The sequence below is a fragment of the Patescibacteria group bacterium genome, from assembly GCA_038063375.1.
GTDB lineage: Bacteria > Patescibacteriota > Minisyncoccia > Phycocordibacterales > JANLHH01 > JANLHH01.
In genome coordinates this window covers 12,782-30,159 of sequence record JBBTVG010000031.1, presented here as the reverse complement: position 1 = coordinate 30,159, position 17,378 = coordinate 12,782, and the positions used below count along the sequence as shown (strand labels likewise).

The following is a 17,378-nucleotide window of genomic DNA, read 5'->3' as shown; positions in this document are numbered from 1 at the left end:
AGGGTTCCTTCAATATAGTGCATGTTTTTCTCAGTCATTAGAGTGGAGTATAGCATAAAATGGTTTGACCCCGTTAGAGGCCACGGAGCACTAAGCTTAGAAGATATTTTGCGTTGCTTTATATAAATGCTGACTGCCCGCAAGTCAGGGGTGTAACTTCCGCGACCGTGTCCTGCCTCTAACGGGGTTTGACGGCGAGTAGTATTTCTGCTAGTATGTGAGCCATGTTAAAAATCAGATTACAGCGCGTAGGAAAGAAACACGATCCGTCATTTCGGCTTGTGCTTACCGACTCAAAGAACGGCCCTCAAAGCGGGAAGTTTTTGGAAGTGCTTGGCTCATACAACGCACGCTTCGGTAAACCGGAGATCAAAGGCGATCGGGTAACCTATTGGATATCAAAAGGCGCGCAAGTGTCCGATACTGTGCACAATCTGTTGATCAATGAGAAGATCATTGAAGGAAAGAAGATTAACGTTCTTCCACGAAAGAGTCCCGTGAAAAAAGAAGGGGAGGAGGCAGTTGAGAAAGACAAAGTCACACCTCCGGTGGGAGTTCTAGAAAAGGCGGCAGTAGTTGAGAAAGAGACCCCTGTGGAGGCAGAGAGCGCGCCACAGGTGCCTCTAGCTGTAGCGGAACCCACAGAACCTGAAGCTCCTGCAGAGCCAACACCCGTAGTAGAGACAGCAGAGGAAAAGAAAGAAGAAGCGCCTGCCTTGCTCGGTTGACCCCGTTAGAGGTAGGACACGGTCGCGGAAGTCGTATCCTTTATTTCAGGCAGTTAATATTTATATAAAACAATAAAAAATATCTTTTGAGCTTAGTGCTCCGTGACCTCTAACGGGGTTGACAAAGTGTAGATCTTTATTATGATAAATAGAGTAATCTGCGTCGAAAACAGATTCGCCGAAAGCCCGAGGGGGATGACGGAATATTGTAAGTAAGGAAGAAAAAATCAGCATTATGGAAAGTGATAAAGTATTTCTCGAGTACGTTATTAAGGCGCTTGTGGATAGTCCGGACGCGGTAAAGATCAATCGAAAGGTTGATGAAATGGGCGTTCTCTTAACTCTTGATATTGATTCGGCTGACATGGGCAAGATTATTGGCCGAAGCGGCAATACCGCCAAAGCCATCAGAACATTGCTTCGAGTTGTCGGTATGAAGAACAATGCCCGAGTGAATTTGAAAATCAACGAGCCTGAAGGCGGACGGCACACCGGCGTATCAGCAAGTATTGATCAAGCGATGGAAGAACTCAAAGCGTAATTCAATAAAAAGAAAAAGCCGTGACTTCTCTGAGCACGGTTTTTTCTTTCACTAGAGATAATGATTTTTCATATTATCACCATTTTTCCGGAGATGTTTGATTCATACCTAAATGAGTCCATTGTGGCGCGAGCGCGCAAAGAGAAAAAAATAACGGTCAAATTTTATAATCCGCGTGATTTTACGAAAGACAAGCACCGCAGGATTGACGGCAGTCCTTATGGGGGAGGGCCGGGGCAGGTCTTACAGGCGGAACCGATACTCCGCGCGGTACAGAAGGCGCGTGGCAAAAAAAAGCGCATCAAGGTATATTTGCTTTCTCCCAACGGGAAAGAATTCACCAACAAAGTGGCGCGTTCATTGATTGCTTCGCATACGGATGTCATTCTCATCGCCGGGCGCTATGAGGGGGTTGACGCGCGCGTAAAAAGAATACTGCGCGCGGAGGAAATCTCCGTGGGTCCTTATGTGCTCACCGGCGGCGAACTTCCGGCTATGGTTATCATTGACGCGGTGGCGCGGCAGATCAAAGGGGTGCTTCATGCGGCAGAGTCCGTCGAAGAGGAACGAGTGGCAAGCGCCGAAACATATACCCGGCCTGAGACCCTCATGTTCAAGGGGAAAAAGTATACAGTTCCCAAAGTCCTGCTTTCAGGGAACCACAAAAAAATAGAAGAGTGGAGGAAGGAAAGGAGGAGCAAGTAAATTATCCCCATCTCCGGTTTTTGGTCAGGACGCATTGATTTGACATCCTGCGCATGAATTATTTCATCCTTTTGGTGGCCCATTCCATTCCCGAATAATCCCATTCTTGTCATGTCCAATATTGGGGCCATCTACCTCAAATGTCGCAGCGTCAGCATTTAGCACCTCATCTATCCATATTTCACTCCAAAACATTACTTCTACATTACGAATAAACCAAACTCGATTTTTGTCCTTAACGTAAGTTTTATTCAATATCTCGAATGTTTTATAATCAGCATTCATTAATCTTTTATTTTTGTGATAAACCGCATTGTCACCAAGGATAAAGTCTTGGCGAATTTCAACATAAGCATTTTTTAACCCATCCAATCGGAGTTCTCCATAGTAAACAGAATTTTTGTCGCGCGCATAACCGTTTCCCAATAGTTCAAATGTGTGTGGGTCAGCTCCTTTTATTTCCACGTGTGTTTTTCCAAAAGGGGTTTCTGTTACAGCCCAAACACGAGCATTGTCGTGTGCGTATTTGTTTCCAAGTATTATGAATTTATCAATATTTGCGGCTTCAACCTCTCGTCCGTTTTCTCCAAAAACGCGCTTTCCGTCAGAGAAGAAATAGCTATCGTCAATTCGTAAGAAACTGATAGAATTTAATCCGGGTATAACGGTGTGTTTTAGCTCATCTTGCCAAATTTTTCTGGCGTAGATGTAAACATTATTTTTGTCTTTTGCGAAAGGGCTGTTGGGGATGAAAACAAACGTTTCCGGATCAACTCCGTCAATAATTTTTCCATCCGGATCGTACACGTGATTCCTGTCCTTACTGTAGTTATTTTCCAAGACTTCAATTGTCAGGAGGTCTGCATCGTTCCAAACTTCTCCTTTCCAGTAAACAAAATTTCTATCCTGCGCAATGTTCTGTGACCTATCCATCACAAAGAACGTATCAATATCCGCGCCCTCAATGAGTTTGCCTTTATAATGTATTCCATAATAATTTTTCTTATAGAAATCTGAACCATCGATCGGGAAAAGTTCTCGCTTCCTGCTTTCCGCGGTCATCTCGTTGTGCACCTTCGTCCACCAATCAGTAGAATTATCGTTGGATTGATAATTAACAGAAGCAAGAAGCCCGGATATTCCCAATCCTCCAAGCAGGATGATGAGCGCGATGACGTTTTGCTTCGACATAACGTAATGATAGCACAACTTTTTGCGGCGCGTTTTTTGTTTTTGACGCCCTCATGTTTCTTTGCTATGGTAAAGCCCGGGGTTTCTTGCGGACAAATTATCCCCAACGGCGGTTTTTGGCTCTCCTTGACATCGCTAAAGGGAGGGGGTATACTCTTACAAAATCTGGAGGATTGAGTTTCGGCGGTGCTGCTACAGAAGATAGGGAGGACAAAATTTAAAAAGTATCATTGGGCGTTTCAATTCTTTGTCTCACTCAATCATAACTTCATAAAGTAAGAAGCCTTAAAGAGGTAGGTTTATCTTTTTGTCCTACTTGTCTTTTTGTTTCTTTTTTTGCGTTTGCATTTTTAATTATTCGTATAAAGTAGTGCCACTCTATATATTATGCAGAAAGAGAAAAAATATTTTTCACGCTACAAAGAACCATTGGTTAGCGTACCAAACCTAGTGGAGAATCAAGTCGCTTCGTTCAAGTGGCTTATTGCCGAAGGCATCAAGGAAATATTTGATGAATTTTCTCCCATACAGGATTATTCAGGGAAAAAATTTGAACTTGAATTTACCTCTTTTGAAATATCCGAGCCGAAATTTGACGAATACCACGCCAAAGAGCAAGAGGCGACCTATGAAGCGCCAATGCGCGTCAAAGTAAAACTCACGAATAAGACACTGAAGACGTCAAAAGAACAAGAGATCTTTATGGCGGATTTTCCATTGATGACCAATCACGGCACGTTTATCATCAATGGCGTAGAACGCGTGGTTGTTCCGCAACTGGCGCGCAGCTTCGGTGTGCTTTTTACGGCGCAAGAGATCAAGGGTAAAAAATACTTCGGAGCAAAAATCATTCCCGCGCGCGGAGCATGGATTGAGATAGAGTCAGATCCGGACGGCGCCATGTATGCGCGCATTGATAAAAAGAGAAGGTTTCCGGTGAGCTCGCTCTTGCGCGCGTTGGCCGACATGTCGGATGAAAAAATTGTCAAACTTTTTGGCAGTGACGCGCATGTGACGGAGGTGATACAAGCGTCTTTTGCCAAAGATACGGCGAAAACAGCCAATGATTCATATATTGAGATACATAAGCGCCTGCGAGACGGTGAAATGGTTACCCCCGAGAACGCAAAGGAATTCATCAAATCAATCTTCAGCGAAGAAAAGTATAACCTTTCAGCGGTAGGACGTTTTCGCTTTAACAAGCGCTTCGGCAAGGCCACAGACAAGAAAGCGTTAGAACAAAAAACACTCTCCATTGATGATTTCGTCGTTATCCTTGAGCAGATCATTAAGCTCGGCGTGACCCTTCACGCACGAGAAGATAATATTGACCACTTGGGTTCACGGCGCGTGCGCTATTTTGGTGAAATGATCCAGCAAAAGATCCGCGTGGGTATGATCCAGATGAAGAGGAATATTCAGGATCGTATGTCCACCATTGACGTGGATACGACGCTTCCCATTCAATTCATCAGCCCGAGACCTCTTCAGGCGCGTATCAAAGAATTCTTTACGACCAACCAGCTTTCCCAGTTCATGAACCAGGAGAATGTGCTGGCGGAAATAGAACACCTGCGCACCCTCTCCGCTCTTGGGCCGGGGGGTCTTACTCGCGAACGCGCGGGACTTGAGGTTCGAGACGTACACCCTTCACATTACGGCAGAGTGTGCCCGATACATACCCCCGAAGGTCCGAATATCGGTCTTATTCTCCACCTTTCCACGTATGCGCGGACCAATGAATTCGGCATGATAGAAACTCCCTACGCGCGGGTGAAAAACGGAAAGATCACGAGTGAAGTGGAATTTCTCAACGCTTTTGAGGAAGAGAAATATAAAATTGCTCACGGAGCTACCGCCTATGACAAGAACGGCAACATCACGAATGACAAGGTGGAGGTCAGAAAAGGAGGACGTCCGGAGTTGATCTTGCGTGAGCACGTTGATTTCATTGATATCGCGCCTAATCAGGCATTCTCAATCGCGACGTCCATGATCCCATTCCTTGAACACGACGACGCGAACCGAGCGCTCATGGGTTCCAACATGCAAAAACAGGCGGTACCCTGCGTTGTTCCCGAGTTGCCGCTTGTGGCAACCGGAGTTGAGGAACGCGCCGCGCGCGATACGGGACGGCTGGTGATCGCTCTTGAAGATGGTGTGGTGACGAGCATGGACGCGCGAGAGATCACTGTCCAGGGAAAGAAGGCCCTCCATAAGCACAAACTGGTCAATTTCTCACGAACGAACAGCTTTACGATGTTCCACCAGCGTCCCATCGTGGCGGTAGGACAGAAAGTGAAGAAGGGGGAAGTGCTCGCGGATACTTCTTCTTCTGATGCCGGACAGATCGCATTGGGGCAAAACGTACTCGTGGCATTCATGTCATGGGACGGTTCAAACTACGAAGACGCCATCGTTATCTCGGAGCGCCTCGTGAAAGAAAGTAAATTCTCCAGCATCAAGGTGGATGAATTTGTGGTGAATGTTCGCGATACAAAACTCGGCCCTGAGATCACGACTCATGATATTCCAAACGTCGGAGAAGTAAAACTGAAAGACCTTGATGAAGAGGGAATCGTGCGAATCGGCGCCGAGGTGGGACCGAACGATATTTTAGTGGGAAAGATCACCCCTAAAGGCGAAACGGAGCTGACACCGGAAGAGCGATTGCTCCGCTCCATTTTCGGAGAGAAAGCGCGTGACGTAAAAGATACGTCGCTTCGCATGGAGCATGGCAAACGCGGACGGGTCATCGGCGTCAAGGTATTCTCTCGCGAAAAAGGAGACACTCTTGATTCAGGCATCACCAAGCGTATTCATATTGAAGTTGCGACACTGCGCAACGTCTCCGTGGGAGACAAACTCGCGGGTCGGCACGGCAACAAAGGAGTGGTCTCGCGTGTTCTTCCGGAAGAGGAGATGCCGTATATGGCTGACGGAACACCGATTGACATCGTTCTGACACCCCTTGGCGTGCCGTCTCGTATGAATTTGGGACAAGTATTGGAACTTCATTTGGGCCTTGCCGCCCATACGCTGAATTACCAGGCGATCACACCGGTATTCTTGGGAGCAACCGAAGGAGAGATCCAAGAAGAATTGAGCAAAGCAGGTTTTGCTACAGACGGAAAGGTAAAACTCTACGATGGAAGAACGGGCGAGGCGTTTAGCCAAAATATTGCCATCGGATACATGTACATGCTGAAGTTAAACCACATGGTGGGGGACAAGATACATATGCGCTCCATCGGTCCCTATTCGCTCATTACTCAACAGCCTCTTGGCGGTAAAGCGCAAGGAGGCGGACAGCGATTTGGAGAAATGGAAGTGTGGGCGCTTGAAGGATACGGCGCGGCACACGCATTACGTGAAATGCTTACCATCAAATCAGACGATATCGTAGGTCGAGCCGCAGCATTTGATGCTATTGTAAAGGGTGAAAAGATCAAACAACCGGGCCTTCCGGCATCATTCAATGTGCTGTTGAATAACTTGAGAGGACTTGCGCTTGACATAGACCTGAAGCGAAAGGGCGACTCAAAGTAAAAGGTTTAACACCGTTTATCAAGCGTAATAGTACTCCCACTAACACCATGAAAGATAACAGAGAACAACATCTCCAAGACTTTGATTCAATCTCAATTAATCTGGCTTCCCCGGAGCGTATTAGAGAGTGGTCATATGGAGAGGTAACAAAACCGGAGACCATCAATTACAGAACGGGACGCAGCGAGCGTGGCGGTCTCTTTGATGAGCGCATTTTCGGCCCCGAGAAAGATTATGAATGTTATTGCGGAAAATATCGTCGGATCAGGTACAAAGGAATTATCTGCGAGAAGTGCGGTGTTGAGGTGACAAAAAGTATCGTGCGCCGTGAGCGCATGGGTCATATTGAGTTGGCGAGCCCGGTTGCGCACATTTGGTTTTTGCGCGGCATACCTTCACGCATGGCACTTTTGCTCGACATTACCGCAACAGACCTGGAAAAAGTCATCTATTTTGCGGGATACATTGTCGTGTCGGTAAACGAAGAAGAGAAAGCGCAGGTGATGAAGAATCTCGATGCTGAATATAAGACAAAGATAAAACAGCTCTCCGACGATAAAGCGAAAGAAGAGATAAAGGGATTTTTACAGAATACCAAAAAAGAAGTGCAGAGCATAGAACCGGGTACTGTTTTGAACGAAGCGATGTTCCACAAGTTTTCGCTGAAATACGGAACGGTGTTTGAAGCGGGTATCGGTGCCGAGGCGATTTATAATATCTGCAAGAAGATCGATCTGGAGCAATTGGCCGTAGCGCTTGATGAAAAGCTTGTGAAGGCCGGTGCCGCGGAGAGGTCAAAACTGCAAAAACGCCTGAGCCTCGTGCGCTCAATGATCAACTCGCGCACAAGACCGGAATGGATGTTTCTTACGCTGATCCCCATCATCCCGCCGGGACTTCGTCCGATGGTGGCACTTGAAGGAGGGAGGCACGCAACCTCCGATGTGAATGACCTGTATCGAAGGGTGATCAATAGGAATAATCGATTGGGGAAATTGAAGGAGATTAGCGCTCCGGATGTTATTTTGCGCAATGAAAAAAGAATTCTCCAAGAAGCCGTGGACGCGCTCATTGACAACTCAATGCGGCACCAATCACAGGTTGCGATGAGTCAGTCACAGCGAAGGACGCTGAAATCCCTCGCAGACAGCTTGAAAGGAAAACAAGGATATTTCAGACAAAATCTGCTCGGTAAACGTGTGGACTATTCCGGCCGCTCCGTTATCGTGGTAGGTTCAAATTTGCATTTGGGGCAATGCGGCCTTCCCAAACACATGGCACTGGAATTGTTCAGGCCGTTCGTGATCTCAAAACTTTTGGAGCGTGAATTGGCGTACAATATTCGCGGTTCCAATCGTCTCATTGACGAAGGGATACCGGAAGTGTGGGCGATACTGGAAGAAGTGATCAAAAACAAAAGAGTGCTCCTTAACCGTGCGCCAACACTGCACCGTCTCGGTATTCAGGCGTTTCAGCCGGTATTGATCGAAGGCAACGCGATTCAGGTGCATCCTTTGGTATGTACGGCATTCAACGCTGACTTTGACGGCGACCAGATGGCAGTCCATGTTCCTTTGGGAGAAGAGGCACAAGCGGAAGCGGCCACGCTCATGTCATCAGAAACCAACCTACTCGGTCCGGGTTCCGGCGAGCCTATCGTGAATCCTTCCCAGGATATTGTGCTCGGGTGTTATTGGATGACCAAAATAATTGATGGAGAAAAAGGCGAAGGAAAGATATTTCCGACGCCGAACAGCGCCATTACCGCTCACGATTTTGGAGAAGTCGGGTTCCGCGCAAAAATAAAAGTGATGGGAACCGACAGCCCGCGATACGCTACATTTGAAGGAAAACCATTTGAAACTTCAGTGGGACGCCTTTTGTTCAATGGCGTGTTGCCGCGCGATTTTGCTTACATCAATAAGGAAATTAAAAAGAAGGATCTTTCCAGCATTGTGAATGATCTCATCGGGAAATATGGCATCAAGAATACGCCGCCGATCCTTGATAAGATAAAAGCGTTCGGCTTCAAATATGCGACGCACTCCGGTATTACCTGGAGTATGACCGATATTAAAGTGCCGGTGGAGAAGAAAGAGCTCGTGAAAAACGGAAGAGAGGAAGTGGCAAGGATCACTGCACAGTACAACGACGGCCTTCTTTCCGAAGAAGAACGATTTCGAAAAGTGATTGAAGTATGGCAAGAGGTGCGAAATGAAATTGAGAAAGTAATGCCCGGGACACTGGAAAAGAATGGTCCGGTAAATGATATGATCACTTCCGGCGCAAGAGGCAGTATCTCTCAAGTGGTGCAGATGTCGGGCATGAAAGGCCTTATTGTCAATACCGCAGGAGAAACTATTGATTTTCCCATTATTCCTTCAAACAAAGAAGGGCTTTCTCCGCTTGAGTATTTCGTCACCACGCACGGTTCAAGAAAAGGTCTTGCCGATACCGCCCTCAACACGGCGCGTGCGGGGTATCTGACGAGACGCCTGGTGTATGTTGCCGACAACGCGATCATCATGGAAGAAGACTGCGGTACGAAAGAAGGAAGAGCGATTGCACGCAAGAATGTTTCCGGATTTGACGTATCTCTTGCAAGAAATATCAAAGGGAGGATTATTGCAGAGGATATCGTTTCTCCCGACGGAGAGGTGTTATACAAAAAAGGAACACTGCTTTCCAGAGAGGACGCACAACGTGTTGAAGATGCGGATATTCTTGAGGTGGTTGTTCGTTCGCCGCTTTCCTGTAAGGCCGTGAATGGATTATGCCGATATTGCTATGGTATAGATCTTGGAAGAAATGAATTGGTAAAGTTGGGCGAACCCGTTGGTATTGTAGCGGCACAGGCAATCGGCGAGCCGGGAACTCAGTTGACCATGAGAACGTTTCATTCCGGTGGTATCGCATCGGTGGGAGGAGATATCACGATGGGTCTGCCTCGCGTGGAAGAAGTTTTTGAGCGAAGAATGCCCAAGTCAAAAGCAGTGGTCTCCGCGACTGACGGCAAGGTGATGGAAGTAAAGAGCGAAGGCAAAGATAAGATGATCAAGATTTTGGCCGACATTGAGTCCGTAAAGAAGGGAAAGAGCAATGAAATAGAATACGCCGTTCCCTTTAAACGAACTCCGCTGGTTAAGGTCGGAGGTGATGTGAAGAAAGGCGATATCTTGACCGATGGTTCAGTGGATATTGAAGAACTCGCTAAATATTCCAGCGCTGAAGTGGTGGAAGAGTACATCATTAATGAAATCAATAAAATTTATGAACTGCAAGGCGCGACAATCTCACGGAAGCATATTGAGGTTATTGTGCGCCAGATGTTTTCAAGGGTGAAGATCAAGATCGCCGGTGATTCAAAATTCGTACCCGGTGAGATCGTTGAAAGTTCAGAACTTTTCATTGAGAATGAACGCTTGAACAAAGAGGGGAAAGAGCCTGCAAAAGCAAAACAACTGGTGTTGGGAATTACCGAAGTATCATTGACCACCAAAAGTTTCTTATCGGCGGCCTCATTCCAGCATACGTCACGCGTGTTGATCAACGTTGCCATTAAAGGGACGGTAGACCACTTGAAGGGTCTCAAAGAAAACATAATCATCGGCCGATTGATCCCTGCCGGAACAGGATTCGGAAAAAGAGAAGAAGTTGTTGCCAAGGAAGTGGAAGATGAGGGGAATGCGTAAGAGCGCTGTCTCCCTCCGGTTTGTGAGCTGTACTACACTCGTCGGAAGAGTACGTTAAAAGAAGCTTTATCGTGAACTCTGTCGCTCCATATGTCAGGGAATAGCGTTGAACAAATTAAGGGAAGACTATCCATCGTTGACGTTGTCGGCTCTTACATAAAACTTGAAAAAGCGGGGGGAAACTTCCGGGCGGTTTGTCCCTTTCACGCGGAGCGCACTCCGAGCTTCTTTGTCTCTCCGGTGCGTGATTCTTATCATTGTTTTGGTTGTAACCGAGGCGGGGATATTTTTTCTTTTGTTGAGGAGATTGAAGGGATTGATTTTAAAGGAGCGCTCAAGGTGCTCGCCGACAAGGCCGGAGTCACACTTCTAGAAGTGAATCCGGCGCTCCGTTCGGAAAAAGAACAGCTCTACGAAATTTTAGAGGAAGCGACAAAACTCTTCCAGTGGAATCTTATAAAAAACAAAGAGGCGCTTTCGTATCTCTATGGGCGCGGCGTAACGGCCGATACCTTGAAGCAGTTTCGCATCGGTTTTGCTCCGGAGAGTTGGAGTTTTGTGCGTGACGCGCTCGCAGCCAAGGGATTCAAGGAACAAGAAATGGAAAAAGCGGGGCTCGTTATCAAATCGCCGAAAGGATATTACGACAGGTTCCGCAGTCGCATCATGTTCCCACTTGCCGACAGCGCAGGGCGTGTCGTCGGCTTTTCGGGGAGGATATTCGGAGACGAGGAAAATAAAATGGGAAAATATATCAACAGTCCCGAAACGATACTTTTCAGCAAGTCCCAACTGTTATATGGGTATGACAAGGCAAAATCGGAGATACGGAAACAAAACGCGTGCATATTAGTAGAAGGGCAAATGGATCTTCTTATGGCGCACCAGGCGGGGTTTTCCAACACGGTTGCCGTGTCAGGCACCGCACTTACCGATTCACATGTGCGCATGATAAAACGTATGGCGAACACGCTCATCATAGCTTTTGACGCCGATCCTGCCGGCAACTCGGCATCTGGCAAGGGCGCTCTCACCGGCATGTCCCTTGGTATGGATGTAAAAGTGGTGCCGATGCCGCAAGGGCTTGACCCGGCCGATGTGATTGCCAAGAATCTCGACCTGTGGAAGAAAAATCTGAAAGAGGCAAAGCACATCGTTCATTTTTATCTTGACATACTGGAAGAAAAACATCTCGAGTCCCGAGAGTTTCGCATCGCAGTGGGGAAACTCGTTCTTCCTTTCATTAAGCAGATGGGAAACAAAATAGAGCAGGCGCATTTTGTTGAAGAAGTTGCAAAGCGACTCAGTATTCCGCAAGAGCCGATCTGGGCGGAACTGGAAAAGATGCCGCTTCCTAGTGCGTCCGGAGATCTGAAAGAAGAGGTAGAGCCAATACTCAAAGAAATTCCGCGCGGCAGAAAAGATATCATTGAACAGCAGATCATGAGCATTCTTTTTTGGCAGGAGAGTCTTAAAAAACCGGCCATATCAATAGGAAATCAGGAGAAACATTTGGAGGACGTTGTCGGTCGGCAACGCATGGAGAAGTTAAGGCAAGTGTCTGCCGACGAGAAACGAGAGCGCGTATTTGAGGTAGAGATCTACTTTGAAGGGGAAAGAGACGTGGGTCATGAGCTTGGTGAACTCTTCACGCAATTGGAGAAAGAAGCGGCGCGAAATGCCTTTGCCGTCGCCATGGGGGAGCTCAAAGAAGCCGAGGAGAGTGGCGACACAACCCGCGTCTCCAAGCTCTTACAGAAATGCCAGGAACTTGCAAAACAGATAAAGTGGGGCTAGTGTATGCACATGTGCTTGTTAGCAGAGAGAATTTTAATATATAATACGATAATTACGTGATATGAATAAGACGAAGAAAACCACAAAGAAGCAGGCAAAGAAAAGCACGCTCCCCAAGAGAAAACACGCTATCCTCAAAGCGAAGAAAGTCCTCAAAAAAGGAGCAAAGAAATCAGGGCGCACTAAAGCGCGTGTGTCGCGTGTCGCCCTCAAAAAGAAGCCCGTTTCTCAAGTGGGAAAAAAGGGAGTCAAAGTGTCCGCAAAAAAACCACCGCGAGCAAGCAAAAAGAGAGACGCATTGGAGCAAAAACTTGACCAGTTGTTGGCAAAGGGAAAAGAACGCGGTTTTGTCACCTATGATGAAATTTTAAAGTCGTATCCGCACATTGAAGACAACGTTGTATTCCTTGATGAGCTCTACGAAAAGTTTAACGTGGCCGGGGTTGATATTTTGGAAGGGGGAGGGCTTTTGGTGGCCGACGAGGATCTCGTGATACACAAGGGCTATAAAAAAGATTCTTCATACGACTCGGTGCAAATGTATCTGAAAGAGATAGGGCAGTACCCGCTGATCTCCGCGCACGAAGAAAAGGAGCTCGCAAAACGCATTGAAGCAAAGGAGGAGGAGGCGGTCAATCTGCTCGCGCGCGCAAACCTTCGCCTTGTGGTCTCTATTGCGAAAAAATATATCGGGCGCTCTCCCGATCTGACGCTTCTGGATCTTATTCAAGAAGGGAACCTGGGACTCTTCAAGGCAGTGAGCAAGTTTGACTGGAGAAAGGGATATAAATTCTCCACGTATGCTACCTGGTGGATCAGGCAGGCGATCACACGCGCACTCGCAGATCAATCGCGCACCATTCGTATTCCGGTCCATATGGTGGAAACGATCGCTAAATACAAGCAAGTGCTCAAGCGTTTGTCGCAGGACTTGGGGCGTGATCCGCTACCCGAAGAGATCGCGACCGAAATGGGTCTTGAAGTTGATAAGATCCATCACATCAGGAGCATTAACCAAGAAACCGTTTCGCTGGAGAAACCTATCGGCGATGATGAAGACTCAACATTAGGAGAGTTTATTCCCGACGATAAAATCCTTTCTCCGGATCAGGAATCCGCGCGCCGCATTTTGCGCGACCAGGTGAACGAGATCATGAATGATCTGTCGCCGAAAGAAAGAAAAATATTGGAAATGCGCCATGGCCTCTCCGATGGCGTCATGCATACTCTTGAAGAAGTAGGGAAGGAGTTTGGCGTGACACGAGAGCGTATCAGACAGATCGAAGCAAAGGCGCATGAAAAGATACGGCAGCACGAAAACGTAAATAGGTTGCAGAATTATTAAGGAAAAGTTAAAAAGCGCCACACTTTGGCGCTTTTTAAGCCAAAGAAGTGACAATAGCGAAATCTTTACAATTACAATAATTTATTGTAATATATTACGACATGACAAGTACGCGTACGAAAGAAAAAAAGGTGCCCAGTGGCCTCTCGGAGGAACTGGTGCGCTATATATCGGAGAGTAAAAAAGAGCCCGCATGGATGCTTAAAAAGCGTCTGGAGGCACTTGCACTTTACCAAGAGACTGCGCTTCCATCGTGGGGTCCTGACCTGTCGGGCCTTGATTTGGAACACATGGAATACTATGCGGACCCGAGTGTGTCCGAAAAAGACACCTGGGCGGAATTGCCAAAAGAGATCGTGGACACGTTTGATAAGCTCGGCATTCCCAAGGCGGAGCGTGAATATTTGGGCGGAGTGGGCGCGCAGTACGATTCGGGCGTCGTGTATCATCACCTGAAGAAAACACTTTCCGATAAGGGAGTGATTTTTGAAAATATGGATGTCGCTTTGCAAAAATATCCAGAATTGGTGCGAAAATATTTCATGACTGAATGTGTACCGGCAAAAGATCATAAATTCACGATGCTCCACGGAGCTCTTTGGAGCGGGGGCACGTTCATTTATGTTCCCAAAGGAGTTACAGTTGATCTGCCGCTTCAGGCGTATTTTTGGATGAATCGCAGGCAGAGCGCGCAGTTTGAGCATACGCTTATCATCGCTGACGAAGGTTCATCGGTGGAATACATAGAAGGATGTTCGGCGCCTCGTTATAATGAATCTTCGCTTCACGCGGGGTGCGTGGAGCTTTTCGTTTTGAAGGGAGCAAAGATCAAATATATCAGCATAGAGAACTGGTCTCAGAATACTTATAATTTAAATACCAAACGCGCGATAGTTTCCGAAGATGGCGAGATCAAATGGGTGAACGGCAATATGGGATCCGGTGTCACGATGCTCTATCCCTCTTCGGTGCTTATAGGGGAGCGTGCCAAATCTGACAATTTAGGCATCGTCATCGCGGGTCGGGGGCAAGTACAGGATACCGGCGCAAAAGTGATACATCTCGCGCCGCACACCTCCTCAACGATCCATTCTCGCTCCATTTCCAAGGACGGAGGAGTGGCAAATTATCGCGGATTGATAAAAGTATCTCCGAAGGCTTCGTACACTTCCTCTTCACTTGTGTGTGATTCACTGCTTTTGGATGAACATTCAAAAGCGAATACCTATCCCGCAGTAGAGAATGCCAACGACAAGGTGGAGATCAGCCACGAGGCGCGCATCGGCAGAATAGGGGAGCAGGAGATATTCTATTTGGAGAGCCGAGGGCTCTCGGAAGAAGACGCGGTGCGCCTCGTCGTGAATGGTTTTGCCGGACCGATCATCAAAGAACTGCCGCTTGAATATGCCCTTGAATTGAACAAGATCATTGAATTGGAAATGGGCAAGGGAACGAGCAGAGGAATTAATAGAGTAGAATGACATGTTAGACCCCACGATCATAAAAAAAGATTTTCCCATATTTGAAAGCAATCCCTCCCTTGCTTATTTGGACAGCGCCGCGACCTCTCAGACACCGTTTTCGGTTGTTGCGGCGATGGATGAATATTACAAAAGCTACCGCGCCAACATTCATCGCGGCACCTATGATCTAAGCGAGACGGCAACGGACAAGTATGAGCACGCGCGAGAGACCGTGGCGCGTTTTCTTTCCGCAGAACCGGAGGAGATCGTCTTCACCGCAGGCTCTACCCTGGCCTCAAACATGCTTATTTACAGCCTTGAAGGGACGCTCCATCTGGAGAAAGGAGATGAGATCGTTACGACGATCATGGAGCACCATTCCAATCTCGTTCCTCTTCAGGAATTAGCTTCGCGCCGCGGACTTATACTCAAACATATTCCGCTCACAGCGGAATATGAACTTGATTATGAAAAAGCGCGTGAACTGATAACCCCGAAGACAAAAATAATTTCCGTGGCGCTCGCGAGCAATGTGCTCGGTAGTATCAATGACATCAAGCGTTTGTCGGTGCTCGCGAAAGAGCAGGCAGCGATCCTCATTGTTGACGCGGCGCAAGCGGTTGGCCATATGCCGGTTAATGCTCCAGAGCTCGGATGCGATTTTTTGTTCTTCTCGGGACACAAAATGTGCGGTCCGACCGGTATCGGCGTGCTGTACGGGAAAAAGGAGAGACTTGCCTCTTTGAAACCGAGTTTCTTTGGAGGCTCCATGGTAGAGAGGGTTGATACCCGCACCGCAGAATTTGCTTCAGGCAGGGCGCGTTTTGAGGCGGGTACGCAAAATATTGCCGGGGTGATCGGTCTTGCCGAATCAATCCGCTATCTGGAACATATCGGACTCCAGAATATAGAGCGTCACGTGCAGGAACTTGTGGCCATAGCCACCCTGCAACTCGGGGACATTCCGGGGGTGCGCATGTACAATCATGCTGACGCGCGCAAAAATGCAGGCGTTGTCTCTTTTCTGGTTGAAGGAATACATCCTCACGATGTAGCGGAAATCCTCTCCAGGGATGGGGTTGCGGTGCGTTCGGGGCATCACTGCGCACAGCCGCTCATGAGCGCACTTGGCGTAACGGCTCTCGTCCGGGCATCTTTTTATTTATATAATTCCAAAGAGGACGTTGATAAACTTGTTCTGGGGATCAAGAAAGCGCAAAATATCTTTGCTTGAAAACAAAATATGAATGAGGAAATTTATAAACAAAATATTTTAGATCATTATAAGCATCCGCACAATAAGGGTGTGCTTGCCGATTTTGATACTCAAAAAAGAGGTCGTAACGCGAGCTGCGGAGACGACCTTACGTTGTATATAAAATTTGACAAAGAACATAAGGTTAGAGATGTGGCGTTCGAAGGGGAAGGCTGCGCGATAAGCACGGCCGCCGCCTCCATGCTCACCGATGCTATCAAAGGTAAGACAACCAAAGAACTCGCACTACTCTCGCCCGGGGATGTCTATAACATGCTCGGTATTCCTATTAGTCCGGGCAGGGTCAACTGCGCGTTGCTTGCGTATAAGGCGCTCAGTGACAGCATTATAGAACCCATCTCAAAATAACAATTATGGCAAAACTCGAGATAAAAAATTTAAGCGCCGAAGTGAATGGAAAAGTCGTTGTAAACGGCGTGTCCTTAGCGGTTTCTTCGGGAGAAGTGCATGTGCTGATGGGGCCAAATGGTTCGGGTAAAAGCTCACTCTGCAATGCCATTTTGGGACATCCGAAATATCAACTCTCAGGCGGGCGCATCGTACTTGACGGGGAAGATATCACGGATTTGCCCACATATAAAAAAGCACGCAAGGGACTCTTTCTCTCACAACAGATCTTGCCGGGAGTAGAGGGAGTTACTCTCGCTACTCTTTTGCGTGAGGCACATCATCACATCAAAAACGTAACTATTCCCGTGTTGGAATTTTATAAGTATCTTGAAACACGTGCGAACAGTATCGGTATTTCCACCGATTTTCTTAAGCGTTCCGTAAACGCAGGGCTCTCCGGCGGTGAAAAAAAGCAGTCGGAGGTATTACAGCTCATGGCGCTCCAGCCGCGATTTGCTTTTCTTGACGAGATAGATTCCGGTGTTGATATTGATTCGCTCAAAAAAGTATTTGCCGGTATTGAGCTTTTGAAGGGCGAGGGAACGGGGTTTTTGCTCGTTACTCATTACACAAAGATATTTCAGCACATTTCACCCGACAAGGTGCATGTCATGAAAGATGGCGCGATTGCTCTCTCAGGCGGACATGAATTGATAAAGAAGATAGAAGAAAAAGGATTTCAGTAATACGAAATACGAATC

The 17,378-nt window shown here is 47.3% G+C and carries 12 protein-coding genes; 11 read left to right on the top strand and 1 reads right to left on the bottom strand.

The genetic code is table 11. The annotated features are described in order from the left end of the window. Positions 1-224 precede the first annotated feature (224 nt). The 3 genes from rpsP (at position 225) to trmD (ending at position 1,974) form a co-directional block, all read left to right on the top strand. On the top strand, positions 225-728 hold the full coding sequence (rpsP, locus tag AAB523_03400; GenBank protein MEK7556300.1) for a 30S ribosomal protein S16: 504 nt from the start codon (positions 225-227) through the stop codon (positions 726-728). A gap of 235 nt (positions 729-963) precedes the next feature. Continuing rightward, entirely contained in the window at positions 964-1,269 is a 306-nt protein-coding gene (locus AAB523_03395; GenBank protein MEK7556299.1) for a KH domain-containing protein, read from the top strand. Between the two features lie 60 nt (positions 1,270-1,329). Next, positions 1,330-1,974 carry a tRNA (guanosine(37)-N1)-methyltransferase TrmD gene (gene trmD / locus AAB523_03390; GenBank protein ID MEK7556298.1) on the top strand — a complete coding sequence of 215 codons (645 nt, stop codon included), beginning with the start codon at positions 1,330-1,332 and terminating at the stop codon, positions 1,972-1,974. Positions 1,975-2,037: 63 nt separating this feature from the next. Here trmD and AAB523_03385 read toward each other — a convergent pair whose 3' ends face one another. Next, complete coding sequence (locus AAB523_03385; GenBank protein MEK7556297.1) at positions 2,038-3,165, bottom strand: DKNYY domain-containing protein; 1,128 nt, start codon at positions 3,163-3,165, stop codon at positions 2,038-2,040. A 387-nt stretch (positions 3,166-3,552) separates the two neighbouring features. On the opposite strand from AAB523_03385, the gene AAB523_03380 reads away from it, so the two are divergent. From AAB523_03380 to sufC, 8 genes are all read left to right on the top strand, one after another. After that, entirely contained in the window at positions 3,553-6,714 is a 3,162-nt protein-coding gene (locus tag AAB523_03380; protein ID MEK7556296.1) for a DNA-directed RNA polymerase subunit beta, read from the top strand. Between the two features lie 47 nt (positions 6,715-6,761). After that, positions 6,762-10,406, top strand: a complete 3,645-nt coding sequence (gene rpoC / locus AAB523_03375) for a DNA-directed RNA polymerase subunit beta' (protein ID MEK7556295.1) — start codon at positions 6,762-6,764, stop codon at positions 10,404-10,406. Between the two features lie 90 nt (positions 10,407-10,496). Continuing rightward, the gene (dnaG, locus tag AAB523_03370; protein ID MEK7556294.1) at positions 10,497-12,203 is read left to right on the top strand and encodes a DNA primase; all 1,707 of its coding nucleotides are present in this window, start codon (positions 10,497-10,499) and stop codon (positions 12,201-12,203) included. A 61-nt stretch (positions 12,204-12,264) separates the two neighbouring features. Beyond that, positions 12,265-13,548: a sigma-70 family RNA polymerase sigma factor gene (locus AAB523_03365; GenBank protein MEK7556293.1), complete on the top strand. Its 1,284-nt coding sequence runs from the start codon at positions 12,265-12,267 to the stop codon at positions 13,546-13,548. Positions 13,549-13,649: 101 nt separating this feature from the next. Beyond that, positions 13,650-15,029 carry a Fe-S cluster assembly protein SufB gene (gene sufB, locus AAB523_03360; protein MEK7556292.1) on the top strand — a complete coding sequence of 460 codons (1,380 nt, stop codon included), beginning with the start codon at positions 13,650-13,652 and terminating at the stop codon, positions 15,027-15,029. A gap of 1 nt (position 15,030) precedes the next feature. Then, complete coding sequence (locus AAB523_03355) at positions 15,031-16,245, top strand: cysteine desulfurase (GenBank protein MEK7556291.1); 1,215 nt, start codon at positions 15,031-15,033, stop codon at positions 16,243-16,245. A 9-nt stretch (positions 16,246-16,254) separates the two neighbouring features. Further along, a complete protein-coding gene (gene sufU, locus AAB523_03350) occupies positions 16,255-16,635 on the top strand; it encodes a Fe-S cluster assembly sulfur transfer protein SufU (protein ID MEK7556290.1) in 381 nt (126 codons plus the stop codon). A 5-nt stretch (positions 16,636-16,640) separates the two neighbouring features. After that, complete coding sequence (gene sufC, locus AAB523_03345; protein MEK7556289.1) at positions 16,641-17,363, top strand: Fe-S cluster assembly ATPase SufC; 723 nt, start codon at positions 16,641-16,643, stop codon at positions 17,361-17,363. Positions 17,364-17,378 lie beyond the last annotated feature (15 nt).